The sequence below is a fragment of the Bradyrhizobium ottawaense genome, from assembly GCF_002278135.3.
GTDB lineage: Bacteria > Pseudomonadota > Alphaproteobacteria > Rhizobiales > Xanthobacteraceae > Bradyrhizobium > Bradyrhizobium ottawaense.
In genome coordinates this window covers 1734708-1759985 of record NZ_CP029425.2, presented here as the reverse complement: position 1 = coordinate 1759985, position 25278 = coordinate 1734708, and the positions used below count along the sequence as shown (strand labels likewise).

The following is a 25278-nucleotide window of genomic DNA, read 5'->3' as shown; positions in this document are numbered from 1 at the left end:
CTACGGAAGCTACGCCAGCTCACGCAGCGCCGCCTCCACCACCTGGCGCGCCTCGGCCGTCAGCGCCGCCTGCGGCGGGACGGGGTCGCCGACGTCGTAGCCCTGGATCGAAAGCCCGGCCTTGATGCAGGCGGCGAGATTGAAGCGGGCGAAGGCCTCGTTGATGCGCCACAGCCGGCGCTGCAGCGCCATGGCCTCGTCCCAGCGGCCAGCCTCGCAGAGGTCGTAGAGCGCGACACTCTGGCGCGGGATGATGCAGGCCGGTCCCGCCATCCAGCCAAGCCCGCCGATCAGCATCACCGCGGCCGGGATGTGGGCGGAGGCCGAGAACACCCCAAAGGCATCGCCGCAACGGTTCATGATCGAGAGCAGCCGACCGGTGTTGGTCGATGCGTCCTTGATGTAGCCGATGCGCGGATGCTCGGCGAGGCGCGCGATCACGTCGAGGGTGAGGTCCGAGCGCTGGAATTGCGGATTGGTGTAGATGACGACGGGAATGTCGACGGCATCTGCGATGGCGCGGAAGTAGGCCTCGACCTGGGCGTCGGTGAGCGGAAAATACGCCTCCAGGATCGCCAGGATGCCGTCGGCCCCACACTTCTGGTAGGCCCTCGCCTGCGCCACCGCATCCGCCGTCGAGGTCGAGGCGACGCCCGCGATCACGGGCACCCGGCCCCTCGCGGCCTCGATCGTGGTCTGCACGACCGCCGTGCGTTGCGCGGCACTGAGATAGGCGAACTCACCGGTCGAGCCCAGCGGCGTCAGTCCGTGCACGCCGGCGCCGATCAGGTCGTCACAGAGCTTTGCGAGCACGTTCGTCCGCACCGTGCCGTCGGCATCGACGGGGGAGACGAGGTAGGGAAAGACGCCGTGGAATTCGGACATGTCGGGGGCTCCGGAAGCTGGCACCCGACGGGTCTTAGCAATGCCCGCCCCCGCGATCAAACCTTGAGCAAGCGTACTCGCGTGCCCCAGGGATCAATCGCCTCCACGCCGTGGGCAAGCGCCGTGACCTTCGCACCGCCTTTGCGCAGGCGCTCTTCCTGCGCGGCGAGCAGCTCCGGCTTCGCCATGACCAGCGAGAACCAGGCGAGACCCGTCATCTGACCGTCGCGCTGGCCGGCGCCCTGACTCTGCCAGACGTTCATGCCGAGATGATGATGATAGCGGCCCGACGACAGGAACGCGGCGCCGTTGCGGCTGCGGGTCGGATCGAGGCCGATCGCGCCATGATAGAAATTTCCGGCCTGCGCGAGATCGCCGACCCGCAGATGCATGTGGCCGATGCGCATTCCGTCCGGTGCCCTGGCGTAATCAGGCACGCGCGTATTGGTCAGCGACAGCAGGTCGGGAATGTTGAGCTCGTCGGACGCCATCTTCACGCTGCCCTCGCTCCATTGCCACTGCGAGGGATCGCGGTCGGCATAGACCTCGATGCCGTTGCCTTCGGGGTCATCGAGATAGACGGATTCGCTGACGAGATGATCAGCAAAGCCCGACAGCTTGACGCGGTGCGAGGCCGCGTGCACAAGCCAGCGCGCCAGGTCCTTGCGGGTCGGCATCAGGAAGGCGGTGTGATAGAGGCCGGCGGCATTGCGCGGCTCGATTGCCGCATCGGGGCGGGCCTCCAGCACCAGCAGCGCGATGCCTGATGTGCCGAGCTTCGCCGCAGTCGCCGAGCGCTCCATCACCGTGAGGCCGATGACATCGCGGTAGTAGTCCGCAACCTTGTCGAGATTCTTCACCCGCAGCGTCACCATGCCGACCCGCATCGGCGTGCGGCTGGCAAAGGTCGGGCCGCCGCCCTGCGGGGTGCCCTCGGCGCGCGCCGCGGCTGCGGCGGCCATGGCCAGCGAGGTCGCGCCGGCGAGTTGCAGCAGGGTGCGGCGGGTGAGGTCGATGGTCATGGTCAGTCAGGGCTCGCTGAAAGGGCTTAAGGCCGTGCGGCGCAATGTCGGGCCGATTGCTACACGTTCCCGTGAGCGGCTCCCAATCACATGTTCGTCGACCGCAACAGGCGGTGTCCTGACCACCCGGCCAGTTTCGCGATTCCGCGCGACATCCCAGATTGGGGGCAGCTTACAGGAGCCAGCCATGACCGACCCAACTCCCCTGTCCTCACTATCGTCCGCCCTCGCGGACGTAGTGGCGCGCACCGCGCCCTCTGTCGTCTCCGTGCACTCGCATCGCTCCCGCGCCACCGGCTTTGCGTGGAAGCCAGGCCTGATCGTCACCGCCGACGAGGCGCTGGCCGATGAGGGCGAGGTCGAAATCGGCTTGCCCGACGGCAGCCGGGCGGCCGCCACGATCGTGGGCCGCGACCACACCACCGATATCGCGCTGCTGCGCACTGAGGCCGCTGTTGCCCCGGTCAAGCTCGCCGCAACGGTCCCGCCCCTCGGCGCGTTGTCGATGGTGGTGGCCACCAACCGCGAGACGCCGAGTGCCGCGCTGGGGCTGGTGTCGGCATCCGGCAGCGGCTGGCGTTCCTTGCGCGGCGGCGAGATCGATGCGCGGATCGAGCTCGATGTCCGCCTGCGCGGCAGCCAACAGGGCGGCCTCGCGCTCGATGCATCGGGCGAAGCCTTCGGCATGGCGGTGCTCGGGCCGCGGCGCGTGCTGGTGATCCCGACGGCGACGATCGAGCGGGTCGCGGCGCAACTCGAGACGCGCGGCCGCATCGCGCGCGGATATCTCGGCCTCGGACTCCAGCCGGTCCGGCTCGACGACGGCATCGGCGCGATGGTGATGAATGTCGACAAGGCCGGTCCGTCGGCCGCGGCCGGCATCCGCCAGGGCGACGTGATCGTCGCGGTCAACGACCAGAAGCTATCAGGCGTGCGCGCGCTGTCGCGGACGTTAGGACCTTCCAGCGTCGGCGCTGTGGTCGATGTCGCTGCGCGCCGCGGCGGTGAGCCGATCAGCTTCAAGGTCACAGTCGGCGAAAGGCCGGAGGCGTGAGCGAGGACCGGACGCCGGAGATCGTGCTTGCCCTGGAGATCGACGATCCCGCCCTCGCCGATCGCCTGGCGGCTTTGCTCGGCAATATCGTCGGACTTCGCCTTGCCGCGCCGGGCGAGGCCGCCACGGCGACGATCGTCGCCCGCGATCCACGCATCATGCCCGCCGACATCGCGCTGACGCAGCGCGAGCTCGACGTGCTGGCGCTGATGGCCGAGGGCGCCTCCAACAAGATGATCGCGCGACGGCTCGGCATCTCCGTGCACACCGTCAAATTCCATGTCGGCTCGCTGCTCGACAAGCTGGACGCCACCGGCCGCACCGACGCGGTGGCGCATGCGGCACGCCGCGGCGTGATCGAGCTATAGCGCGATCGGGAAGCTGAGCTCGACCGTCAGGCCCGGCGCATTGTCATGCAGCGCCACTCCCGCGCCGTGGAGGCGCGCGACCGCGGCGACGAGGCTGAGGCCAAGACCATTGCCCGGTGTGTAGCGGCTCTGCTCGAGCCGGTAGAAGCGCTTGAAGACGTGATCGCGCTCCTCCGTGGGAATGCCCGGACCATCGTCGGCGATCGCGATCACCGCGCCGCCCTCGGCGCTGCGGCAGGTCACGGTCACCTGCCCGCCCGGCCGGCCGTGCTTGATCGCGTTGTCGACGAGATTGGCGATGGCATCGAACAGCAGGTCGCGATCGCCGGTGATCGGCACCTGGCGGTCTCCGGCAAGGCTGAGGCGGGTTGCGACCTGCTCGGCGGCGGCGTCGTAGAGCTCGACGACCTCGCCGGCGATTTCAGTCAGGTTCAGCGCGCGGAAGGCGCCGGTGCGGGCGCGGGTCTCGATCTCGGAGATCCGGGTGATGGAGGCGAACATGCCGAGCACCGCGTCGAGATCGGCGATGGTGTCGCCGATCAGCGCGGCATCCGCCTCGCTGTTGCGCTCGTGGTGATAGGCCTTTTCCAGCCGGCCGCGCATCCGCGTCAGCGGCGTGCGCAGATCGTGGGCGACGTTGTCGCTGACCTGCTTGACCTCGCCCATCAGCGTCTCGATGCGGTCGAGCATCTGGTTGAGGTTTTCGGCGACGCGGTCCCATTCGTCATGGCTGCCGCGCAAGGGGATGCGCTGGTCGAGGCCGGAAAGCATGATGGCGCGGCTGGTGGCGTTGATCTCCTCGATCCGCCCCACCGTGCGCCGCGTCACCAGCACGGCGGCGAGCCCGGCGAGCACCAGCAGCAGCACGGCAACCGCGGCCATCGCAAGCTCGATCATCGCGGTGAACCCGCCGTGATCGCCGGCGTCGCCGACCCGGCTCCGCACATAGGCGATCGTGCCGAAATAGACATAGGCCATGATCGCCGCGACGATCAGCCCGAAGGCCGCGATCGCGATCAGCGCCAGGCGGAAGGTCGAGGAGCGGAGCGTCTTAACCAGGAGCACGGAGGCAATATCCGATGCCGCGTATGGTATGAATCAGCGGATAGGCCTGGGCATCGTCGACCTTGCGGCGGACGCGACCGACATAGACGTCGATGATGTTGGTGGAGGGATCGAAATGCAAGTCCCAGACGTGCTGGAGCAGCATCGCGCGGGAGACGACGCGGCCCTCGTTGCGGACGAGATATTCGAGCAGCTGGAATTCGCGCGGCAGCAGCGGGATCTTGCGGCCGCGGCGGCTGGCGTTGCGTGCGATCAGGTCGATGGCGAGATCGCCGACCCGCAGCAGCGTCTCCTTGGCGATGGTCTCGCTGCGGCGGCCGAGCGCCTCCAGCCGCGCCAGCAATTCGGTGAAGGAGAACGGCTTGACGAGATAATCGTCGCCGCCGGCGCGCAGGCCGCGGACGCGATCATCGACCTCGCCGAGCGCGGAGATGATCAGGAACGGCGCGGCGACGCCGTCGTCGCGCAATTGCCGCATCACGCTGATGCCGTCGATATCGGGCAACATGCGGTCGATCGTGATCACGGCATAGTCGCGCGCGGCGCCGTGGCTCAGGGCTTCACGGCCGTTGGCTGCGAGATCGACGTCGTAGCCGGAGGTCGTCAATTCCTCGACGAGCTGGCCTGCGGTTTCCGGATCGTCCTCGACGACCAGGATGCGACGGTGACCTCCGGTCATGCAAAACTCCGCGCGACGATCGCCACCAGACTATCCCGTTCCGGGGCTGGACGGAACCGCCCGGTGGCGACCGCGACAATGGTGCGGTACGGCGATGCGACTACCAATAGTCTCCGCACACATTGACCCATTGCCATCCGTAGGGCGTCCAGCTCCTGCGCCAGCAGCCGTCATTGTAACCGGCGTAAATGAAGGGCGCGCCGAAGACGGCGAAACGACGGAAATGATGATGGTGGAAGCCGCGGTGACCGTGCCAGCCGGCACCGGCGAACCGCGGCCCGATCCCCGCATGCGCGAAGCGTGCGCCGCCAAAGGCGGGACCGCCGACATGGGCGAAGCGCGCGCCGCCCATCCCGCCGACATGCATGCCGCTAAAGCCGCCGGCGCGCATCCCGCCGCCACCGAAATGGCCACCACCACCGAAATGGCCACCACCGCCGAAGCCGCCATGTCCGCCACCGCCGCCTCTGGCGAGCACCGGTGAAGCTGCCGCCATCACCGCGGCGAGCGTCACCGCGGTGAGGCCTTTGAGAAGCCTGCTGTTCATCGAAGCATCCTCCTTGCAGTGCGGCGGTCTTAACGCCGCACGAGGACGATCAGATGAGAGGAAGCGAGCGGCGCCTTCAACTTACAAACGCGCCAGATTCTGACGCGGGTGTTAGGGAGAGGGAGCCCAACTCTCTCCCCGTCATTGCGAGGAGCCCTTGCGACGAAGCAATGACGACGTGGAGAAAGCTTTCCACCGTCGAGCAGCTCACCTCTCCCCGCAAAGGGCGGGGAGAGGTTAAGATCTCACGCCCGCTTGCCGTTGTTCTTCTCCGCCGCGCGGCGCAGGGCTTCGGCGAGCGCACCGCCGCCGGACGATTCCTGCTTGCGCGGTGCGGACGACGTCATGCGGGAAGGGTTGCGCGAGCTGTTGTCGCGCTGCATGCCGGGGGCGTCCTTCTTGGCGCCGACCTCGTCGTCGAGGCGCAAGGTCAGCGAGATGCGCTTTCGCGCGACCTCGAAGTCCAGCACCTTGACCTTGACGATGTCGCCGGGCTTCACCACCTCGCGCGGATCCTTGATGTAGGTCTTGGACATCGCGGAGATGTGCACGAGGCCGTCCTGGTGCACGCCGATGTCGACGAAGGCGCCGAACGCGGCGACGTTGGTCACGGTGCCCTCGAGGATCATGCCCTTCTGGAGATGCTTGATCTCCTCGACGCCTTCCTTGAACACGGCGGCCTTGAACGCCGGACGCGGATCGCGGCCGGGCTTTTCCAATTCCTTCAAGATGTCGGTGACGGTCGGCAGACCGAAGGTCTCGTCGACGAAATCCTTCGGCTTCAAGGTGCGCACGATCTCGCTGCTGCCGATCAGCGCCTTGATGTCGCTCTTGGTGGCGCTGAGGATCCGGCGCACCACCGGATAAGCTTCCGGATGCACGCCGGACGCGTCGAGCGGGTCCTCGCCGCCGAGGATGCGCAGGAAGCCGGCGCACTGCTCGAACGCCTTCGGCCCGAGCCGCGGCACGTCCTTCAGCGCCTTGCGCGACTTGAACGGGCCGTTGGCGTCACGGTGGGCCACGATGCTCTGCGCCAGACCGGAGCCGACGCCCGACACGCGGGCAAGCAGCGGTGCGGACGCGGTGTTGACGTCGACACCGACGGCGTTCACGCAGTCCTCGACCACGGCGTCGAGCGATTTTGCGAGCTTGGCCTGGCCGAGATCGTGCTGATACTGGCCGACGCCGATCGCCTTGGGCTCGATCTTGACGAGCTCGGCGAGCGGATCCTGCAGACGCCGCGCGATCGAGACCGCGCCGCGCAGGGTGACGTCGAGACCGGGCAATTCCTCCGAGGCGAAAGCCGAGGCCGAATAGACCGACGCGCCGGCTTCCGACACCACGATCTTGGTCATCTTCAGCTCGGCCAGGCCCTTGACGAGATCGCCTGCGAGCTTGTCGGTCTCGCGCGAGGCGGTGCCGTTGCCGATCGCGATCAGCTCGACACGATGCTTCAGTGCGAGCTTGCCGAGGATCGCGAGCGACTCGTTCCACTGCCGCTGCGGCTCGTGCGGATAGATCACGGCGGTATCGACCACCTTGCCGGTCGCATCGGTGACGGCGACCTTGACGCCGGTGCGGTAGCCGGGATCGAGCCCCATGGTGACGCGGGTGCCGGCCGGCGCGGCCAGCAGGAGATCGCGCAAATTGGAGGCGAACACGCGCACGGCCTCGGTCTCGGCGGCGTTCCACAGCCGCATGCGCAGGTCGATATTGAGATGGACCTGAATCTTGGTGCGCCAGGCCCAGCGCACGGTGTCGATCAGCCAGCGGTCGCCGGCGCGCTTGAGGTCGGCGATGCCGAACCGCTTCATGATCTTCAGTTCATAGGCGCTGGGCACGCCCGGCGGCGGCGCCTCGGCCTCGGCCTGGATCTGCAGGTCGAGGATCTCCTCCTTCTCGCCGCGGAACATCGCGAGGATGCGGTGCGAGGGCAGCTTGGTCAGCGGCTCGGAGAACTCGAAATAGTCGGCGAACTTCTCGCCCTCGGTCTTCTTGCCGTCGCGCACCTTGGAGGCCATGCGCGCATTGGTCCACATTTCCTCGCGAAGCGCGCCGATCAGATCGGCGTCCTCGTCGAAGCGTTCGACCAGGATGGCGCGGGCACCATCCAGCGCGGCGGCGGCATCCGCAACGCCCTTCTCGGCGTTGATGAAGCCTTCGGCCACGACCTTCGGATCGTTGGTCGGCTCCGCCATCAGCTGGTTGGCGAGCGGCTCGAGGCCGGCCTCCTTGGCGATCTCCGCCTTGGTGCGGCGCTTCGGCTTGAACGGCAGATAGATGTCTTCGAGACGGGCCTTGCTGTCGGCGGCGAGAATGGAGGCCTCGAGCGCGGCATCGAGCTTGCCCTGCTCGCGGACTGATTCGAGGATGGCCTTGCGGCGGTCCTCGAGCTCGCGCAGGTAACCCAGGCGCTCCTCCAGGGTGCGCAATTGCGCGTCGTCGAGCGCACCGGTCGCTTCCTTGCGGTAGCGGGCGATGAAGGGAACCGTGGCGCCGCCATCGAGCAGCGTCACCGTCGCCTCGACCTGCTCCGCCCGAACCCCAAGCTCCTGCGCAATTTTCTGGTTGATATTTGCCACGCGAGAATTCCTCTATCCAAGCACGCAACGCGGGGGCGAACCACCGGCCACGGGACGCCGCTTATGGACCAACCGGGGTTGATTCATCAAGGTACCGCGGAGGACCGTCGACAGGGGATTTTTTTGTCGAACAGATGCGATCTCGCCACATTCGTGGGGACGTGCCGATGTGAGCGGCAGACACGTGCCGTAGGGTGGGCAAAGGCGCGAAGCGCCGTGCCCACCAAACTCAATTTGCGGCACGAGATGCGTGGGCACGCTTGCGCTTTGCCCACCCTACGATGTCGGAGGTTGTGACTCGCAGACATGGCTTCTCCTCCTCGCGGCGCTTCCGCCCGAGTTTTGCTCTCTTCTTCGCGCCCTCAATAGAAAGGGCGCAGGGAAGGCCGGGTGCCGGCTGGCACCCGCAAGACCCCCGTGCGAAGACATTGCACACGCAATGCACGAGGGAGACACAGGGCAGCCGATCATCCGGCCTTCCCTGCGCGATGGTCTGACGGCGTATGGCGCGCTCTCCCCGGAGACGAGTTCCTGCTTGCCTCCGTCACCCCGCGGATTGGCGATGCGCTTCGCCCGGTCGGGCTTGGCGCACCTCCGCAAGGCTTGACTGTAGCAACGACAGCCAGGACCACGCGATTTGGCCGTACGCATCAGCGCCGTTCGTCCGCACGCCGCCGGGACCTCACGGGGTTCGCCCGCCCTGCTCCCGCCTCTCGTGCACGACGCTGCCGCGTCCACCGCTCCCCGATCCGCGGCTCGTGACGACGTACGACCGCCCCTCTCGCCGGATCAGGATGGGCGACACATACGCCGAAACCGAATTTCGGTAAAGTGGAATATTTTTGCGCTTATGGATTGACAGAGGGCGACACAGTAACGATGGATGCAGCGCAGGCGTAATCCGGGATTGGCGCGGCAGGCTACGGGCTACGGTCGATCGTCGCGCCGGCCCGGTTGCAACCATCGCACCACTGCCGGATTGAGACCCGCCTTGCGACCTCTCCGCCCCATGCAACCCTGCCCCTCGTGCCGGCTCAGTTGATTCATGCGGCCCCTTGCTAAAGGAAGGTGGCGCCGCATCAAAGGGATTTGAATTTCATGACTTTGCCGATGAGCTGGACTGAATGGGCGCAGCACGATGGCGTGGGCCTCGCGGCGCGTGTCCGCAAGGGCGAGCTGACGGCGAAGGAATTGGCGCGCCAGGCTGCCGCCGGTGTCGCCAAGGTCAATCCGGCGCTGTCGGGCGTGGTCGAGCTGTTCGAGGACGTGATCGCCGATCCCGCCAAGGACGGCGCCAATCTCGCAGGTCCGTTCGCCGGCCTGCCGTTCCTGATGAAGGACCTCGGGCCGACCATGAAGGGCCGGCTGCAGGAAATGGGCTCGCTGTTGATGCGCGGCAATCGCGCCGCGGCCGATACGTTCCTCACGGGCAAATTCCGCCAGGCCGGCCTCAACCTGATCGGACGCACCACGACGCCGGAATTCGGCGTGTGCTCTTCGGCCGATAATCCCGCCGTCTACGTCACCCGCAATCCCTGGAATACCGACTACACCACCTGCGGCTCGTCGGCCGGCAGCGCCGCGATGGTCGCGGCCGGCGTGGTGCCGATCGCGCATGCGACCGACGGCGGCGGCTCGATCCGCATTCCCGCCGGCGTCAACGGCAACATCGGGCTGAAAGTCTCGCGCGGCGTGTTCTCGCTCGCCCCCCACATGTCCGATCTCACCGGCCTCGTCTCGATCCAGGGCTGCCAGTCGCGCTCGGTGCGCGACACCGCCGCCTTCGTCGATCATGCCCGCGGGCCGGCACCCGGCGAGTTCATGCCGTTCTGGACCACGGCGCAGCCTTATTCCGAGATGATCAAGCGCGATCCCTCGAAGCTGCGCATCGCGTTGTCCCATACATGGGGCAACTACACCGCGACGCCCGAGCTCGCAGCCGAGCTGGAGAAGGCCGGACGCTTCCTCGAAGGCCTCGGCCATCACGTCGACTATGCGCTGCCGGAGATCGACCTTCCCGCTGCATTCGAGGCGCAGACCACGTGCTACATTTCGAATTTCGCGGTGGTGATCTCCAACATGCTCGCCGCCCGCGGGCTGGAAAGACCGCCGGAGGACCTGATCGAGCCGATGAACATCCGGATCTGGGAAGCCGGGCGGCACACCAGCTTCGCCGAGCGGGCGAAGATGCAGGGCGTGTTCAACACCACGTCACGCGGCTTCGGCGCCTTCTTCGAGCAGTGGGACGTGATCCTGACGCCAATCACCGCGCTGCCGACGCCGAAGGTCGGCACCAGGGAATATCTCACCATCTCCGACAATCCCGATGTGCGCGACTGGTTCGACAATCTCTGGCGCTTCTTCGCCTTCACGCCGCTCGCCAATCTCTGCGGCATGCCTGCGATCTCGATGCCGATGGCGGCCCAGGACCACGGCCTGCCGCTCGGCATCCAGGCCATCGGTAAGCAGGCCAATGACGGCCTGTTGCTGCAACTCGCCGCCCAGATCGAGCGCGCCCTCGACGGCAAGTGGAACGGCGGCAAGAAGCCGAAGGTGCATGTGGGCTGAGGCAGGCCTATTTGTTTCGTAGGCCCTCGCGGCCATCCTTCGAGACGCCCGCCGATGGCGGGCCCTCAGGATGAGGTCTTGTTTCGCGACGGGATCCTAGAGCGTTCCGATCTCAATTCTTCACCGCGGGGATCTCCTCCGTCACCGGCTGTTGCTGGCCCTGCCGGAACATCGCCAGTGCCTTGTCGAGGGCTTCGCGCAGCGCAAGCGCTGCGGCGACGCTGCAGCGCAGATGCGCGGTCTGGATCACGTCGACCCTGACGGCCGCGCCGACCGGCATCAGGAGGTTCGCGGCGAGCTCGATCTGGATCGCGCCGTTGTGATGGCCGAAGCAGGACGCACCGTCGAAATAGATGATCGGCGCCCGCTCGGAGCTGGAGCTCGAAATGGTGACGGGCCCCTGATTGTTGGCGGGCGTTTCGGGGTCGGCCATGGGCGCTCCTTGCGGCTAGTCGGCGAACGAAGCGCCCACCATCGGTGCTTCGGCCTGCCCTGTCGAGGCCAATTCGGGGTTTTGCGCGGCGCCCGACACTGGTCTAGAACCTTCCCATGAGCACCATACCAACCACGCTCCCGTTCGAGGAACTCGCCGACGCCGTCCAGGGCCGCCGCTCCGATTACGGCCATATCAGCGGGCTCCAGCTCGACCGCTTTGCGCCGGCTGAGGCCTGGTCGAGCCTGCCCTATCGTCCCGTCTTCGTCGGCGACACCGAGACCGGCGTGCTGCATGGCGGCGTCGTCACCGCGATGCTGGACGAGAGCTGCGGCATGGCGGTGCAACTTGCGCTCGACGGCACGCGCGCGATCGCAACCCTCGACCTGCGCATCGACTACCAGAAGCCGGCGACACCCGGCCTCGACATCAAGGCGCATTCGGTCTGCTACCGCACCACGCGCTCGATCGCCTTCGTGCGCTCCACCGCCTATCAGGAGTCCGAGGACGATCCGGTAGCGACTGCGACCGCCTGCTTCATGATCGGCGCCAACCGCACCAACATGCTCGCCGACCGCAGGATGGATGCGCGCAGCATCCCGGTGCTGGAGGCGCCGGAAGATCCGGATGGCCCCTTCGCGCGCAGCCCGTTCGCGCGCGCTCTCGGCATCCGCGTCAATGACGACGGCACACTGACGATGCCGTTCTCGCCAAAAATCATCGGCAACCCGATCCTGCCCGCGATCCATGGCGGCATGACCGGAGCCTTCCTCGAGACCACGGCTGTCATCGGCGTCGCGCGCGAGCTCGGCGCCGCCGCGCCACCCAAGCCGATCGGGCTCACCGTCAACTATCTGCGCTCCGGCCGTGCGCTCGACACGTTTGCCAACGTCTCGATCGTGAAGCAGGGTCGGCGTATCGTCGCCTTCGAGGCGCGCGCCTGGCAGGATGACGCGGCCAAGCCGATCGCCACCGCCTTCGGCCATTTCATGCTGCGCCCGACGCCCGGAAGTGACGAGGAATAAGCGCATTTTGACTTGACGGCCGCAGCTCCGGCCACAACGATAGCGCGTCCCCGCGAGAGGTATTGAATTGCGGCATCCGCTCGACATCGTCGCCATGTTCGCCGCACTCTGGCTGCTGGCCGCGATGATGCTCGACGCGTTGACGCCGAAGGAGCTGACCGCGATCATGATCGGCGTTGCGATCGGCCCCACGATCGTCATCACCGCCGTGTTCTACTATTTGCGCTGCGCGCGAACGGACTTTGCGGTGATGTTCGCAGCGCTCTGGCTGATCTCGGACATCGCCATCGCCTTCGTCTCGCCGACGCAGCTGCCGCATTTCCTGATCGCGCTCGGCTTCCTGCCGGCCCTGCTGATCGGCAGCGTGCTGCACTGGCAGCGCTTCCAGCGCCGCCAGGAGCAGCTGCCCGCGCCTTCGGTGAAGCGGGGCTAACGCGGCAACAAATTCGTCTTCGCAAGATCAAGCACCTCGTCACCGCGGCCGTTCATCACCGCGCGCAGGACCCAGAGGCTGAACCCCTTGACCTGCTCGGTGGTGATGGTCGGCGGCATCGACAGCTCCTGCTTGGCGGTGACGACGTCGAGCAGGGCCGGGCCGTCATGGGCGAGCATCTCCTTGACCGCACCGGGGAGCTCGCCGGGATCCTCGACGCGTTTGGCAAAGATGCCCATTGCGCGCGCCATCGCCGCGAAATCGGGATTCTCCAGGTCGACATTAGTGTCGACGAAACCTGCCGCCTTCATCTCCAGCGCGACGAAGCCGAGCACGCCGTTGTTGAAGATCACGACCTTCACCGGCAGCTTCTCTTGCGTCAGCGTGATCAGATCGCCCATCATCATGGTGAAGCCGCCGTCGCCGGAGAGCGAGATGACCTGGCGGCCCGGCTGGGCGGCCTGCGCACCGATCGCCTGCGGCATCGCGTTGGCCATCGAGCCGTGCACGAAGGAGCCGATCAACCGGCGGCGGCCGTTCATGTCGAGATAGCGCGCGGCCCACACCGTGGGTGTGCCGACATCGGCGGTGAAGACCGCATCGTCGGAGGCATGATCGCTGATGATCTTTGCGAGATATTGCGGGTGGATCGGCTTGCTGCCCGGCGTGCCCTTGGCGAGCGAGTCCAAACCCTCGCGCGCCTTCTTGTAGTGCGCGACGGCGTCGTCGAGATGCTTGCGCTGCGTCTTCGCTTTCAGCAGCGGCAGCAGCGCTTCGATGGTCAACTTGACGTCGCCGACGAGGCCGAGATCGATCTTGCAGCGCCGTCCCAGATTTTCCGGGCGGATGTCGATCTGCGCGACCTTCGCATCGGTCGGAAAGAATTGCTTGTAGGGAAAATCGGTGCCGAGCATCACCAGCGCGTCGCAGGCGTGCATGGCGGCATAGCCCGAGGAGAAGCCGATGAAGCCGGTCATGCCGACGTCATAGGGGTTGTCGTATTCGACGTGCTCCTTGCCACCGAGCGCATGCACGATCGGGCTCTTCAGCGCTTCGGCCAGCTGCATCAAGGGCGCATGCGCGCCGGCGCAGCCGCGACCGCAGAACAGGGTGACGCGCTCGGTGCCGTTGAGGAGATCGGCGAGCGCCTTCAGCTCATTCGCCTGCGGCACCACATGGGGCGCCGACAGCGCGAGTCCGCGCGTGGTCGACAGCGCGCGCTTGGGCGGGCTGCGGAACGCGACGTCGCCGGGCATGGCGACGACGGCGACACCGCGCAGGCCCACCGCCGCACGGATGGCATTCTCCAGCACGTAAGGAAGCTGGCTCGGGTCGGACACCAGCTCGCAATAATGGCTGCATTCGCGGAACAGGTTCTGCGGATGGGTCTCCTGGAAATAGCCACCGCCGATCTCGGCGGTCGGGATCTGCGCCGCGATCGCCAGCACGGGAACGCGGCTGCGATGTGCGTCGAACAGGCCGTTGATCAGATGCAGATTGCCGGGGCCGCAGGAGCCCGCGCACACCGCAAGGCTTCCGGTCATCTCGGCTTCGCCGGCGGCGGCGAACGCGGCGACCTCCTCGTGGCGGACATGGATCCATTCGATGGTGCCGCGGCGGCGCAGCGCCTCGGTCAGGGCGTTCAGGCTGTCGCCGACGATGCCGTAGATGCGCTTGACGCCGGCCTGCTCGAGCGTTGCCACGAACAGATCGGCCACGTTGTTGATCGCCATGTCGGTCTCCTGATTCAGCCAGTCACATCACACGATGCGCAAATATCAGCATCGCGACTCCATGTGGTGGCACAATAGGCTATGTCAGGATCACGGCTAGTTATTGTCCGTTCAATCTTTCTGAATTGCCCGATCGTAAGCCGCGATCGTCGCCTTCGCGCGCGCGGCGACGTCGGCGACGCTCATGCCGGGCTTGTAGAGGCTGGAGCCGAGCCCGAAGGCGGTGACGCCGCCCTTGATGTACTCGGCAAAATTCTGATCGGAGACGCCGCCGACGGCCGCGATCATGACGCCTGATGGCAGCACGGCGCGGATCGCGGCAATGCCGGAGGCACCTAGCACGCTGGCCGGAAAGAATTTCAGGCCCGATGCGCCGGAGCGCGCGGCAAGCAGCGCCTCGGTCGGCGAGAACACGCCGGGTAGCGTGACCATGGCGTACTGATGCGCACGCACGAGCACCTGCGTGTCCACATTCGGCGAGACCATCAGCCTGCCGCCGGCGTCGTTGAGACGATCGACATCCGCGGTCGCCAGCACCGTGCCGGCGCCGATCAGCACGCCCGGAGGTGCCTGCTTCACCGCCGTTGCAATGGAGCGGAACGGATCGGGCGAGTTCAGGGGGATCTCGATCGCGGTCATGCCGGCTTCGATCAGCACGGCGACGATCGCCTCGGTCTCCTCGGGCTTGACGCCACGCAGGATCGCAACCAGCGGCCGCTTCATCGGCGGAAAGGGAACGCTCATCTCAAAGATCCTCTGATTTCGTCCAGATCGCGGCAGCTGCCATCGAAAGGCCACGGCGGACGGCTTCATCCGCATCGACCGTATCAGCGTTGACCGACAGCGCCTCAAACGCCAGCCGGTACAGCATCGCAAGCCGCCCCGAGGCGATCAGCTTGACGCCCGCTTGCGGCACGAGGCCCGAAAGCCCCGCCGCCAGCTCGACGCCGATCAACGTCCCCGACAGCGTCTCGCGCGCCGCGGCCGGCGTGCCGCCGAACAGAAGCTGGCGCGACCGCGCGCCGAACAAGAGATTGGCGGCGAAGGCCGGCGCCTCATAGGCGGCCTTCACCGCCGCCTTGAAGCTCGCGACATCCTCGGCCTCGTCGGCGCCGGCGACCGCGAGCGACAGGATGGTCTCGCGCGAGACGACGCTGAAGAGCTCGCCGGTCATGAAGGTGGAGAAGCGTTCGACCACGCCGTCCCTCACGCGCACCCATTTCGAATGCGTGCCGGGCATGCAGACCAGCGCCTCGCCCGCGGCATCGAGGCCGAGCGCGCCGAGCAGCTGCGTTTCCTCGCCGCGCATGACGTCCGGCGCGGCTGCATCGCGCTGCGCGATGCCCGGCAGGATGCGGATGTCGCGCGCTTCGCCGGGGACGCGCACGGCCTGTTTCAGGACGGCCGAGAGCGGCGCCGGCGTGTCGACATAGCCGGCTTCGACCCAGCCAGTCTTGGCACCGGCCATGCCGCAGACCAGAACCGGCAGATGATCCGGCGCTTCGATCGCCGCAAGATGCGATCGCAGCACGGCGGGAAAGCCTGCCTTCGCCGCCGCCAGCATGCCCTCGCCGCTGCGGCGCTCGGTCAGCACCTGGCCGGCACGATCGACCAGCCACAACCGGAAACTGCTGGTGCCCCAGTCCACCGCGACATAAGCGGGTTCGGTCATTCGAAACTGTCCTCGTCTCACGGCCGGGACGCCGTCTCGCGACAATGAGACGACGTCTTGCGGGTCTACCGCCGGGATACCGGCTATTGTGCGGGCAAACCAGCCCTTTCTCCGCAATTCGAGGCTCAACCGTGCTGGCACAGCGCTTGCTAAACCGCTGGCACAGCGCTTGCTGAAGCTTCGTTGCTCAACTCCGTCAACGCGCGACAAGACGCGTCAACATCAGATGAGGAAACCCATGGAGATCGGCTATTTCACGATGCCTTCGCATCCGCCGGAGTGCGGCCTGAAGGAAGGGAACGATTGGGACCTGCAGGTCATGCGCTGGCTCGACGAGCTCGGCTATCAGGAGGCCTGGGTCGGCGAGCACCACACCGCGCCCTGGGAACCCAATCCCACGCCGGACCTCCTGATCGCGCAGGCCCTGATGCAGACCAAGAAGCTTCGCATCGGCCCGGGCGGATTCCTGCTGCCCTATCACCATCCGGCCGAGCTCGCCAACCGCGTCGCGATGCTCGACCATCTCTCCGAGGGCCGGCTCAATTTCGGCGTCGCGGCCTCCGGCCTGCCGAGCGACTGGGCGATGTTCAACGTCGACGGCATGAGCGGGCAGAACCGCGACATGACGCGCGAAGCTCTGGAGATCATCCTGAAGCTGTGGACCGAGCCCGCGCCCTTCACCCACAAGGGCAAGTTCTGGACGGTGACCAAGCCGGACACGATGTTCGACTTCCTCAAGCCGCACATCAAGCCGCTGCAGGCGCCGCACCCGCCGATCGGCGTCGCCGGGCTGTCGAAGAACTCGGACACGCTGAAGCTCGCCGGCGAGCGCGGCTTCATCCCGATGAGCCTCAACCTCAACCCGGCCTATGTCTCGAGCCACTGGGACTCCGTCGAGATCGGCGCCGCCAAGACCGGGCGCAAGCCGAACCGGCAGGATTGGCGTCTGGTGCGCGAGGTGTTCGTCGCCGACACCGACGAGGAAGCCTGGAAGCTCTCGACCGGCGACATGATGGGCCGGATGATGGGCGAGTATTTCCTGCCGCTGCTCGGCCATTTCGGCTTCAAGGATTATCTCAAGCACGCCCCTGATGTGCCCGACAGCGACGTCACCGTCGAATATTGCGCCAAGCGGAACTGGATCGTCGGCTCGCCCGCGACCGTCGCCGAGAAGATCGAGAAGATCTACGACGAGGTCGGCGGCTTCGGCGTGCTGCTGGTGTTCGGCTTCGACTACAAGCACAAGGCGGAAGCCTGGCATCACTCGCTCTCGCTGCTGAAGAACGAGGTGATGCCGCGCCTTGCGCATCTCGGCTCCGCGAAGAAGGCGGCTTGACGCTCAGCGGGTGCGGCGCGATCGTGCCGCACCCGTTTCCATTTCGGAGGCCTCGGCGTGAGCGTGGACGCAAAGGATTTCAAGCAGGCGATGCGCCAATGTGCCGGCGCCGTCGCGCTGGTCACGGTCGGCGCCGAGCACGGCAAGCGCACGGGATTGACGGTGACCTCGGCCTGCTCGCTGTCGGACTCCCCGCCGTCGCTGATCGTCTGCGTCAACCGCAACGCCAGCGCACATGGGCGCATCCGCGAGGAAGGCGCCTTCGCGATCAACTTCCTGCACGAGGATCACGCCCTGCTCGCGCTCACCTTCAGCGGCCAGAAGGGCGTCAACGGCGACGACCGTTTTGCGTTCGGACAGTGGACGCGCGGCGCGACCGGCGCCCCGGTGCTGACGGATGCGGTCGCCGCATTCGATTGCGTGCTGGCGCAGGAGTTCGAGACGACGACGCATTCGATCTTCGTCGGCGAAGTGCGCGGCGTGTCGCATTTGGCGACCGCAGCGCCGCTGGTGTACCTGCGCAGCAGTTTTCACACGCCGCATGAGATGCGCGAAACGGTGACGGTCGGCGACCTCGATTCACGGCATCTGAGCTGGACGGATTTTTCGTAAGAGGCGCCACGCAAGCGATCCACGACTACAGAGATCGTAGGGTGGGCAAAGCGACTTGTCCGCCGTAGCTCGAAGAGCGAAGGCGGAAGCGTGCCCACGTCTTAGGTCCTAAACGAGAAGACGTGGGCACGGCGCAAGTGCGCCTTTGCCCACCCTCCGACGTCTGTGATCTGGGACAGAGACCGCTACTGCGCCGTTTCGATCTTCAGCAGCTTGATCTTCCGATAGAGCGTCGCGCGGCTGAGCTTCAGTGCCCGTGCTGCTTCGGCGACGCGTCCGCCGTGCTTGCGCAGCGCCTCGACGATCGTGGCGCGCTCGGCCGCTTCGAGGTCCGGCTCCGCTTTTCCGAACGGCGGCAGGTCGAGATCCGCATCGGTGATGATCCCGTTCTCCGCCGTGCAGCCGGCGAGCCGCAGCACGTGGCGAAGCTGGCGCATGTTGCCGGGATAGGAATAGGCCGAGAGTTGCGACCACGCTTGGTCCGAAAGCCTGCAGTTCGGCGCCTCCTCGCGCGCGATCTGGCGGATGACGTCGTCCCGGTCGGCACGCTCGCGCAAGGCCGGCAGCCGTACCTCGAGGCCGCGCAGGCGGAAATAGAGGTCGGCGCGGAAGCCGCCTTCTTCGGCCATGCGGCCGAGATCGCGGTGCGTGGCGCTGATGAGGCGGATGTCGACGGCGACAGGCTTGAGTGCGCCGAGCGGCCAAACCTCTCGGTTTTCCAGCACGCGTAGCAAACGCGTCTGCAGCGCGATCGGCATGTCGCCGATCTCGTCGAGGAACAGCGTGCCGCCGTCGGCCTGCACGATCAGGCCCTTCGAGCCGTCGCGCCGCGCCCCGGTGAACGCGCCGGCCTCGTAGCCGAACAGCTCGGCGTCGATCAGGCTCTCCGGCATCGCCGCGCAATTCAGCGCGACATAATTGCTGCGCGCCCGGCTGCTCGCGGCGTGAATGGCGCGCGCGAACACATCCTTGCCGACGCCGGTTTCGCCGTGCAGCAGCACGGGCAGATTGTGATCGCCGATGCTTCGGAGCCGCTTCACGCTTCTGATCAGCCCGGGATCGCGGCCGGCGAGCCGGTGCAGCGCGTCGAAGCGATCGACAGGCGCATCGCGGCGCGGCGCGAGCGGACGCGCCGATGATCTCGTCTGCAGGGGCGGCGCAACATGCCCCTGCCCTAACGCACTGCCATCGGCGCGACGCAACTCGACTGTCTCGTCCACGCCGCGGGCGGCATGACGATCGAACTTGACGTAGCGCGACAGATCGATGCCGGATGCGATCAAGCCGTCGGTGAGGCCCAGCAGTGCGCGCGCCGAACGGCAGGCGCCGACGATGCGGCGATCGTCGTCATAGGCCAGCAGACCGCTGCCGCCGTCGCCCGGCACGGTCGCGATCCAGGCGTTGCGGAAATGACCGCGGAAGATCGCGCCCTCCATGCGCCGCGTCGCCTCCATCGTCACCGCGAGCGCGAGCTGATGCGCAGCGCGCTCGAGATCCTCTCGGCAAGAGGTGATGTTCACGGCACCGGCGAGGCGACCGGCGTGGTCGAACAGCGGCGCCACGGCGCAGGAGAACATGTGCCACTGCGCGCGAAAATGCTCGTCACGATGCACCAGGATCGGCCTTTGCTCCGCAAGTGCGGTGCCGAGCCCGTTGGTGCCTTCGAAAGCCTCGGAAAAATTCGAGCCGGTATAGACCTTCCAGCGCATGAATATCTCAGTATCGGCCGGGCCGGGCAGCCGGCTCCACAGCATCGTGGCGCTGGGGTCGGCGAGATTGACGCAATAGCCGGCCTCGCGCAGCACCCGCGCGAGGTCTTCGAGCTCCGGCGTCGCCAGCTGGATCAGCTGCTCCATCGGTTCGGCGACATGCCGGACCTCGGCCTCGGTCAGCGTCTGCGGCGGTCCCTGGCGGGCGGGGTCGAGCTTGTGGCTGATCAGGCAGCGCCGCCAGGAATCGGCAATGCGCGAAGAGGCATCGACGTCGGCCAATTGATTGGCGACGGACAAGACGCGGGCGACATGGTTCGAGGCCGACAGGCTGGCCATCGCGGACGTCTCCACCCTGTATTATTGTGCAAAGTCTGGCACCACAGGCGGGGATGTCAATCCGGAACCGAAACGCAGCTATTGCTGCACCGCCCTCACCACGTATCGATGCACGGCCGCTTCTTCCCGGCCCTGGCCGGCGGCTTCGGCACCGAACGGAGTCCGGCCATGATCCAGCGCCGCGTCTCGGCGGGGTCGATGACGTTGTCGATCTCGAACACCGAGGCGATCGAGACCGCCTTGCCGTTGGCATAGAGCTCGGCGACCTTGTTGCGGTAATAGGTCTCGCGCTCCTCGGGGTCGGCGATGGCTTCCATCTCCTTGCGGAAGCCGAGGCGGACGTACCCCTCCAGCCCCATGCCGCCGAACTCGCCGGTCGGCCAGGCCGCGGTGAAGAACGAGGCGTGGAAGCCGCCGCCGATCATCGACTGTGCGCCGAGGCCATACCCCTTGCGCAGCACGATGCCGAACAGCGGCACGGTGAGGCTCGCGCCCGTGACGAACATGCGGGAGACGTGGCGCACGATCGCGGTCTTCTCCGCTTCCGGGCCGACCATGAAGCCGGGCGTGTCGCAGAGCGAGACGACGGGCAAATCGAACGCGTCGCAGAGCTGGAGGAAGCGCGCGGCCTTGTCGCCGGCATCGGCATCGATGGCGCCGCCAAGGTGACGCGGATTGTTGGCGATCAGGCCGAACGGTTTTCCCTCGATGCGGATCAGCGCGGTGATCATGCCGACGCCGTAGTCGCGGCGCAGCTCCAGAACGGAATCCTTGTCGGCGACGAGATCGATGACGCTGCGGATATCGTAGACGCGCAGGCGATTCTCGGGGATGGCCCGGCGCAGCAGGCGCTGGTCGGCGGCCTCCCACTCCGTCACCGCGCCCTGGAAATAGGACAGGTATTTTTGCGCGATCCTTGTCGCCTCCTCCTCGTCTTCGACGAGGATGTCGATGACGCCGTTCGGCGATTGGAACGAGACAGGGCCGACCTCGGCGGGGTGATAGACGCCGAGGCCGCCGCCCTCGATCATCGCAGGACCGCCCATGCCGATCGAAGCGTTCTTGGTGGCGATGATGACGTCGCAGCAGCCGAGCATCGCGGCGTTGCCGGCGAAGCAATAGCCGGAGACGACACCAATCACGGGCACGAGGCCGGAGAGCCTTGCGAACTGCACGAAGGACGGACCGTCGAGACCGGTCATGCCGAGCCGATCAGTGTCGCCGGGCCGGCCGCCGCCACCTTCGGCATAGAACACCAGCGGCACGCGCCAATCTTCCGCCAAGGTCAGCATGCGGTCGATCTTCTTGTGGTTCATGTGCCCCTGCGTGCCCGCGAGCACGGTGTAGTCATAGGCCGCGACGATGCAGCGCGCACCCTCGGGCCCGAACTTCTCGCCATTGACCGTGGCGACGCCCATGACGAGACCGTCGGCCGGCGTGTTCTTGATGAGATCGTCGAGCTTGCGGCGGCGGCGCTGCGCCGCGATGGCAAGGCTGCCGTATTCCATGAACGAGCCTTCGTCGACGAGCTGGGCGACGTTCTCGCGCGCGGTGCGCTGATTGGTGTTGCGGCGGCGCTCGACCGAGGCGGGGCGATTCGCATCCAGCGTGTTGGCCTGGCGCGCGATCAGCTCGGCGAGGTCGGGGCGGATGTGGTCGAGATCGATATCGGCTTCGGCCGTCGTGCTGTCGGCCGCGACGTCGAGCGGCTCCAGATAGAGGATCGCCTCGCCATGCAGCAGCGTGGCACCGTCGCCGGCGGCGAGTTTTGTCACCCGGCCGCCCTGCTCGGCCATCACGAGATGCTCCATCTTCATGGACTCGATCACGGCGAGCTGCTGGCCGGGGCGCACGATCTCGCCCTCCTTCACCTGAATGGTGACGATGGTTCCTTGCAAGGGCGCTGCGACCATCACCGTGCCTTCAGGCACGATCTGCGCGACATGCGTCTCCGCGCCGTAAACGCCACTTCCTTCGGTCGGCGCAAAGTAGAGCGGCTTGGCCGCACCGTCGGCGGCATCGACGAGCTTTGCGATATTGCGATCGATGAAGTCGGTCGCGATTCGGTTGGTCCTGAAATCAGGATGCGCCAGCACCGCCTGCAGGAAGGCGATATTGGTGACCACGCCGTCGATCCGGAACTCGCGCAAGGCGCGCGAGGCTTTTGCAACGACATCATGCCAGGTTTCGCCCGGCGTATGCACGATGACTTTCGCGAGGAGCGAGTCGAAGGCCGCGCTGGTCTTGTAGCCGGCGTAACCAAAGCTATCGACGCGCACGCCCGGCCCTGACGGCGGCTCGAAAACAGCGAGCACGCCGCCGGTCGGATGCGTCGCGCCTGATGCGTCCAGCGTCTCCATGTTGACGCGGAGCTGCATGGCATGGCCGCGCGGCTTCGGGATCGATCCCTGCGCAAGGCCAAGCGAGGCGAGTGTGCTGCCCGCCGCGACCGCAAGCTGGGCGCGGACGAGGTCGAGCCCGAGTACCTCCTCCGTCACGGTGTGCTCGACCTGAAGCCGCGGATTGGCCTCGATGAAGGCAAAGCTGTCCTCGGCCGTGCCGTCGACCAGGAACTCGAAGGTGCCGAGATTGTCGTAAGCAGCCGCTGTCGCAAGCTGCTTCGCCGCCTCGATGATTCGGCCGCGCAAGGGCTCGCTCAGCGAGGGGCTCGGCGCCACCTCGATCAGCTTCTGGTGCCGGCGCTGGATGGTGCATTCGCGCTCCCAGAGATGGGAGATCGCGCCGTGCTTGTCGCCGATGATCTGCACCTCGATATGGCGCGCCTGCCGGATCAGCCGCTCGGCATAGACACCGTCGAAGCCGAAGGCAGCCTTGGCCTCGGACTGGCAGCGCGCATAGGCCTCCGTGAGATCGGCCGCGTTCTCGACGACGCGCATGCCGCGCCCACCGCCGCCAGCCATGGCCTTGATCACGATCGCAGCATTGCTGCCGAGGGAGCTGAAGAACGCCGTGATCTCCTCCAGCGAGGACGGCCCGCTGGTGCCGGCAATGATCGGCACGCCGCAACGCTTTGCCAGTTGTCGTGCCGCGACCTTGTCGCCGAACAGTTCGAGCGCGGCCGGCTTCGGGCCGACGAAGGTGAGTCCTGCATCGGCGCACGCGTTGGCGAATGCCGCGTTCTCGCTAAGGAAGCCGTAGCCGGGATGCACGGCATCGGAGCCGACGCTCTTTGCCGCCGTCACCACCGCATCGATGTCGAGATAGGCCCTGGCGCCACGGCCGGGGATTTCGACCGCTTCGTCGGCAACACGCACGTGAAGCGACAGCGCATCATCAGCGGGATGGATCGCGACGGTCGCGATGCCGGCGTCGGCCGCCGCGCGCGCGATGCGGATGGCAATCTCGCCGCGATTGGCAATCAGGAGCTTCTTGAACGACATCGTCTCTCTCATTCAGACAGCAGCAGGAAGATTCGGGTCGAGATCCTGCTTCTTCACCTTGCCCGTGGCCGTCAGCGGCAGGGCATCGATAATACGCACTTCCGGGATCTTGTAGACGGCCATGCGCTCGGCGCACCAGGCGCGCAGATCTTCCGCAGAGATGGTGCCGACCGCCTCAGGCTTGAGCTGGATATAGGCCACCGGCACCTGCCCCTTGTCAGGATCGTCGCGCCCGACCACGCCCGAGCCTAGCACCTTCGGGTGCTGGCCCAGCAGTGCCTCGATCTCCGGCGGAAACACGCTCATGCCCTTGACCTTCAGCATCTCCTTGCGGCGGCCCAGGAAGTGCAGGAAGCCGTCCTTGTCGATGTTGCCGATATCGCCGGTGCGCAGCCAACCGTCGACGAGCGACTCGGCGGTCGCCTCCGGCTTGTTCCAATAGCTCTTGAGCAGCGAGGGCGTCCGTACGCGGATCTCGCCTTCCGCGCCGAGCGGCAGCAATGCGCCGGTCTCGAAATCGGTGATCTTGAACTCGGCGCCGGGGACCGGCAGGCCGACGAAGATCGGCTGGTTGTTGAGGTCGAAATCGTCGTCCTGGAAGCCGGCCGTGAAGGTGTTGGAGGTGTGGGTCTCCGTCATGCCCCACGCCGCCTCCATCAGGATCGTACCGGTCAGATCCCTCCAGCGCTTGCGATAGTCGGCGTTGAGCTTCTTGACGAAGGAGACGACGCGGACCTGCTTCAATGACGACAGATCGAACTCGCTCCAGCGCGGGTGGTCCATCAGCTCGACCGCGCCATCGACCGGCATCGCGGTGATGGTGACCTTGTATTTGTCAATCGCGGCCATGGCGCCGACGGCATCCCAGCGCGCCAGCAGCACCAGCGTCGCGCCGGAGAACAGCGGGAAGATCAGGCCAAAGTTCTCGCCGGCGATCCAGAATTCCGGAAAAAACGACAGGAACACGCTGCTCTCGTCCGACAGCACCGAGATGCCGTAATTGGCCGCGGCCGTGTACACCATGTCGCGATGGGTATGGACGCAGCCCTTGGGCATGCCGGTGGTGCCGCCGGTGTAGTTGAGCGCGGCAACGTCATCGAGCCCAGGCGGCGGCAGCGACGTGGGTGTAGGCATTGCGGCGAGCGCCGGCAGCAGATCGGTCGCGTCCGGGACCGAAACGCGCGGCGTCCGGATCGAGTCCGGCGTGGGAAATGCGGGCGCCTTCGGAATGACGTCGGCAAAACTGGTGACGATGATCTCGCGCAGCTGCACCTCGCCTTTCACCTGCTCGACGACGGGGACGAGCTGGTCGAGCGCCACGATCACGTCGGCCTGGGTGTCGTTGAGCTCGTAGGACAGCTCGAACGCGCGCGACAGCGGGCTGACGGGGACATGGATCGCACCGAGCTTCAAAATGCCGAAGAACACGATGTGGAATTGCGGGCAGTTCGGCAGGAACACGGCGACACGATCGCCCTTACCGACGCCCTTGGCCTGCAACAGCGCCGCAAAGCGGTCGCTCTGCCGGTCGAGATCGGCGTAGGTGGTGACGTGGCCGTAGAATATGATTGCAGGCCGCTCCGGACTGCGCTTCGCCCAGGCGCGCAGATATTCCGTCAAGGGAACTTCGCCGTGCAGATAATTCGGCGAACGCGGCATGCCGTTCGGCCAGGCCTTGTCCCACAGGCCACGCAAGGTAGCGAGATAATCCTTCTCGTTGAGGCCCGCGCTCATGACGTCTTTCCGTGTTGCTTTTCTTTTCGAGGGCACGCACGTGCCGTCAATCGACATCGCTACACGTCGAGCACGGCAGAC

Annotated in this window: 20 protein-coding genes; 7 read left to right on the top strand and 13 right to left on the bottom strand. The window is 66.5% G+C overall.

From position 1 onward, the window contains the following. Nucleotides 1–9 precede the first annotated feature (9 nt). Together CIT37_RS08425 and CIT37_RS08420 are read right to left on the bottom strand one after the other, a co-directional pair. Entirely contained in the window at nucleotides 10–885 is an 876-nt protein-coding gene (locus tag CIT37_RS08425) for a dihydrodipicolinate synthase family protein (protein ID WP_095426740.1), read from the bottom strand. A 56-nt stretch (nucleotides 886–941) separates the two neighbouring features. Further along, entirely contained in the window at nucleotides 942–1907 is a 966-nt protein-coding gene (locus CIT37_RS08420; RefSeq protein ID WP_095426741.1) for a VOC family protein, read from the bottom strand. 187 nt (nucleotides 1908–2094) lie between these two features. Between CIT37_RS08420 and CIT37_RS08415 the strand changes: the two genes are divergently transcribed. Both CIT37_RS08415 and CIT37_RS08410 read left to right on the top strand, forming a co-directional pair. After that, the gene (locus CIT37_RS08415; RefSeq protein WP_095426742.1) at nucleotides 2095–2961 is read left to right on the top strand and encodes a S1C family serine protease; all 867 of its coding nucleotides are present in this window, start codon (nucleotides 2095–2097) and stop codon (nucleotides 2959–2961) included. Then, a complete protein-coding gene (locus CIT37_RS08410; protein ID WP_095426743.1) occupies nucleotides 2958–3329 on the top strand; it encodes a response regulator transcription factor in 372 nt (123 codons plus the stop codon). Before CIT37_RS08415 ends, CIT37_RS08410 begins: the two co-directional genes overlap by 4 nt. Here the strand turns inward: CIT37_RS08410 and CIT37_RS08405 are convergent. The 4 genes from CIT37_RS08405 to CIT37_RS08390 form a co-directional block, all read right to left on the bottom strand. Beyond that, nucleotides 3324–4394, bottom strand: a complete 1071-nt coding sequence (locus CIT37_RS08405; RefSeq protein WP_095426744.1) for a sensor histidine kinase — start codon at nucleotides 4392–4394, stop codon at nucleotides 3324–3326. The two genes, CIT37_RS08410 and CIT37_RS08405, sit on opposite strands and share 6 nt — an antisense overlap. Then, nucleotides 4381–5073, bottom strand: coding sequence for a response regulator transcription factor (locus CIT37_RS08400; RefSeq protein ID WP_038948196.1), 693 nt, complete (start codon nucleotides 5071–5073; stop codon nucleotides 4381–4383). Before CIT37_RS08400 ends, CIT37_RS08405 begins: the two co-directional genes overlap by 14 nt. Before the next feature lie 100 nt (nucleotides 5074–5173). Continuing rightward, nucleotides 5174–5620, bottom strand: a complete 447-nt coding sequence (locus CIT37_RS08395; RefSeq protein WP_028140430.1) for a hypothetical protein — start codon at nucleotides 5618–5620, stop codon at nucleotides 5174–5176. A 245-nt stretch (nucleotides 5621–5865) separates the two neighbouring features. After that, nucleotides 5866–8202 carry a Tex family protein gene (locus tag CIT37_RS08390; RefSeq protein WP_095426745.1) on the bottom strand — a complete coding sequence of 779 codons (2337 nt, stop codon included), beginning with the start codon at nucleotides 8200–8202 and terminating at the stop codon, nucleotides 5866–5868. Nucleotides 8203–9300: 1098 nt separating this feature from the next. Between CIT37_RS08390 and CIT37_RS08385 the strand changes: the two genes are divergently transcribed. Next, the gene (locus CIT37_RS08385; RefSeq protein WP_161966352.1) at nucleotides 9301–10770 is read left to right on the top strand and encodes an amidase; all 1470 of its coding nucleotides are present in this window, start codon (nucleotides 9301–9303) and stop codon (nucleotides 10768–10770) included. A gap of 112 nt (nucleotides 10771–10882) precedes the next feature. Here the strand turns inward: CIT37_RS08385 and CIT37_RS08380 are convergent, their stop codons facing one another. Continuing rightward, nucleotides 10883–11203: a hypothetical protein gene (locus CIT37_RS08380; protein ID WP_028140433.1), complete on the bottom strand. Its 321-nt coding sequence runs from the start codon at nucleotides 11201–11203 to the stop codon at nucleotides 10883–10885. A gap of 116 nt (nucleotides 11204–11319) precedes the next feature. Between CIT37_RS08380 and CIT37_RS08375 the strand changes: the two genes are divergently transcribed. Further along, entirely contained in the window at nucleotides 11320–12228 is a 909-nt protein-coding gene (locus CIT37_RS08375) for a PaaI family thioesterase (protein ID WP_038948194.1), read from the top strand. A gap of 67 nt (nucleotides 12229–12295) precedes the next feature. Further along, nucleotides 12296–12661: a hypothetical protein gene (locus CIT37_RS08370; protein WP_038971066.1), complete on the top strand. Its 366-nt coding sequence runs from the start codon at nucleotides 12296–12298 to the stop codon at nucleotides 12659–12661. Here CIT37_RS08370 and poxB read toward each other — a convergent pair. The 3 genes from poxB to CIT37_RS08355 all read right to left on the bottom strand — a co-directional run bounded on the left by poxB (nucleotide 12658) and on the right by CIT37_RS08355 (nucleotide 16066). Continuing rightward, a complete protein-coding gene (poxB, locus tag CIT37_RS08365) occupies nucleotides 12658–14394 on the bottom strand; it encodes a ubiquinone-dependent pyruvate dehydrogenase (protein ID WP_038971067.1) in 1737 nt (578 codons plus the stop codon). The genes CIT37_RS08370 and poxB overlap by 4 nt on opposite strands. A 111-nt stretch (nucleotides 14395–14505) precedes the next feature. Then, a complete protein-coding gene (locus tag CIT37_RS08360) occupies nucleotides 14506–15138 on the bottom strand; it encodes a 2-dehydro-3-deoxy-6-phosphogalactonate aldolase (RefSeq protein ID WP_028140437.1) in 633 nt (210 codons plus the stop codon). A gap of 1 nt (nucleotide 15139) precedes the next feature. Beyond that, nucleotides 15140–16066: a 2-dehydro-3-deoxygalactonokinase gene (locus CIT37_RS08355; protein ID WP_028140438.1), complete on the bottom strand. Its 927-nt coding sequence runs from the start codon at nucleotides 16064–16066 to the stop codon at nucleotides 15140–15142. 238 nt (nucleotides 16067–16304) lie between these two features. Here CIT37_RS08355 and CIT37_RS08350 point away from each other — a divergent pair, with 238 nt between their 5' ends. Both CIT37_RS08350 and CIT37_RS08345 read left to right on the top strand, forming a co-directional pair. After that, nucleotides 16305–17402, top strand: coding sequence for an LLM class flavin-dependent oxidoreductase (locus tag CIT37_RS08350; RefSeq protein WP_038948189.1), 1098 nt, complete (start codon nucleotides 16305–16307; stop codon nucleotides 17400–17402). Nucleotides 17403–17459: 57 nt separating this feature from the next. Further along, the gene (locus CIT37_RS08345) at nucleotides 17460–18014 is read left to right on the top strand and encodes a flavin reductase family protein (protein WP_038948187.1); all 555 of its coding nucleotides are present in this window, start codon (nucleotides 17460–17462) and stop codon (nucleotides 18012–18014) included. Nucleotides 18015–18199: 185 nt separating this feature from the next. On the opposite strand, the gene CIT37_RS08340 is transcribed toward CIT37_RS08345, so the two are convergent. From CIT37_RS08340 to CIT37_RS08330, 3 genes are all read right to left on the bottom strand, one after another. After that, nucleotides 18200–20062, bottom strand: a complete 1863-nt coding sequence (locus CIT37_RS08340; protein ID WP_028140441.1) for a sigma-54-dependent Fis family transcriptional regulator — start codon at nucleotides 20060–20062, stop codon at nucleotides 18200–18202. 95 nt (nucleotides 20063–20157) lie between these two features. Then, complete coding sequence (locus CIT37_RS08335; RefSeq protein ID WP_161966351.1) at nucleotides 20158–23463, bottom strand: acetyl-CoA carboxylase family protein; 3306 nt, start codon at nucleotides 23461–23463, stop codon at nucleotides 20158–20160. Between the two features lie 12 nt (nucleotides 23464–23475). After that, nucleotides 23476–25197 carry an AMP-binding protein gene (locus CIT37_RS08330; RefSeq protein WP_095426748.1) on the bottom strand — a complete coding sequence of 574 codons (1722 nt, stop codon included), beginning with the start codon at nucleotides 25195–25197 and terminating at the stop codon, nucleotides 23476–23478. Nucleotides 25198–25278 lie beyond the last annotated feature (81 nt).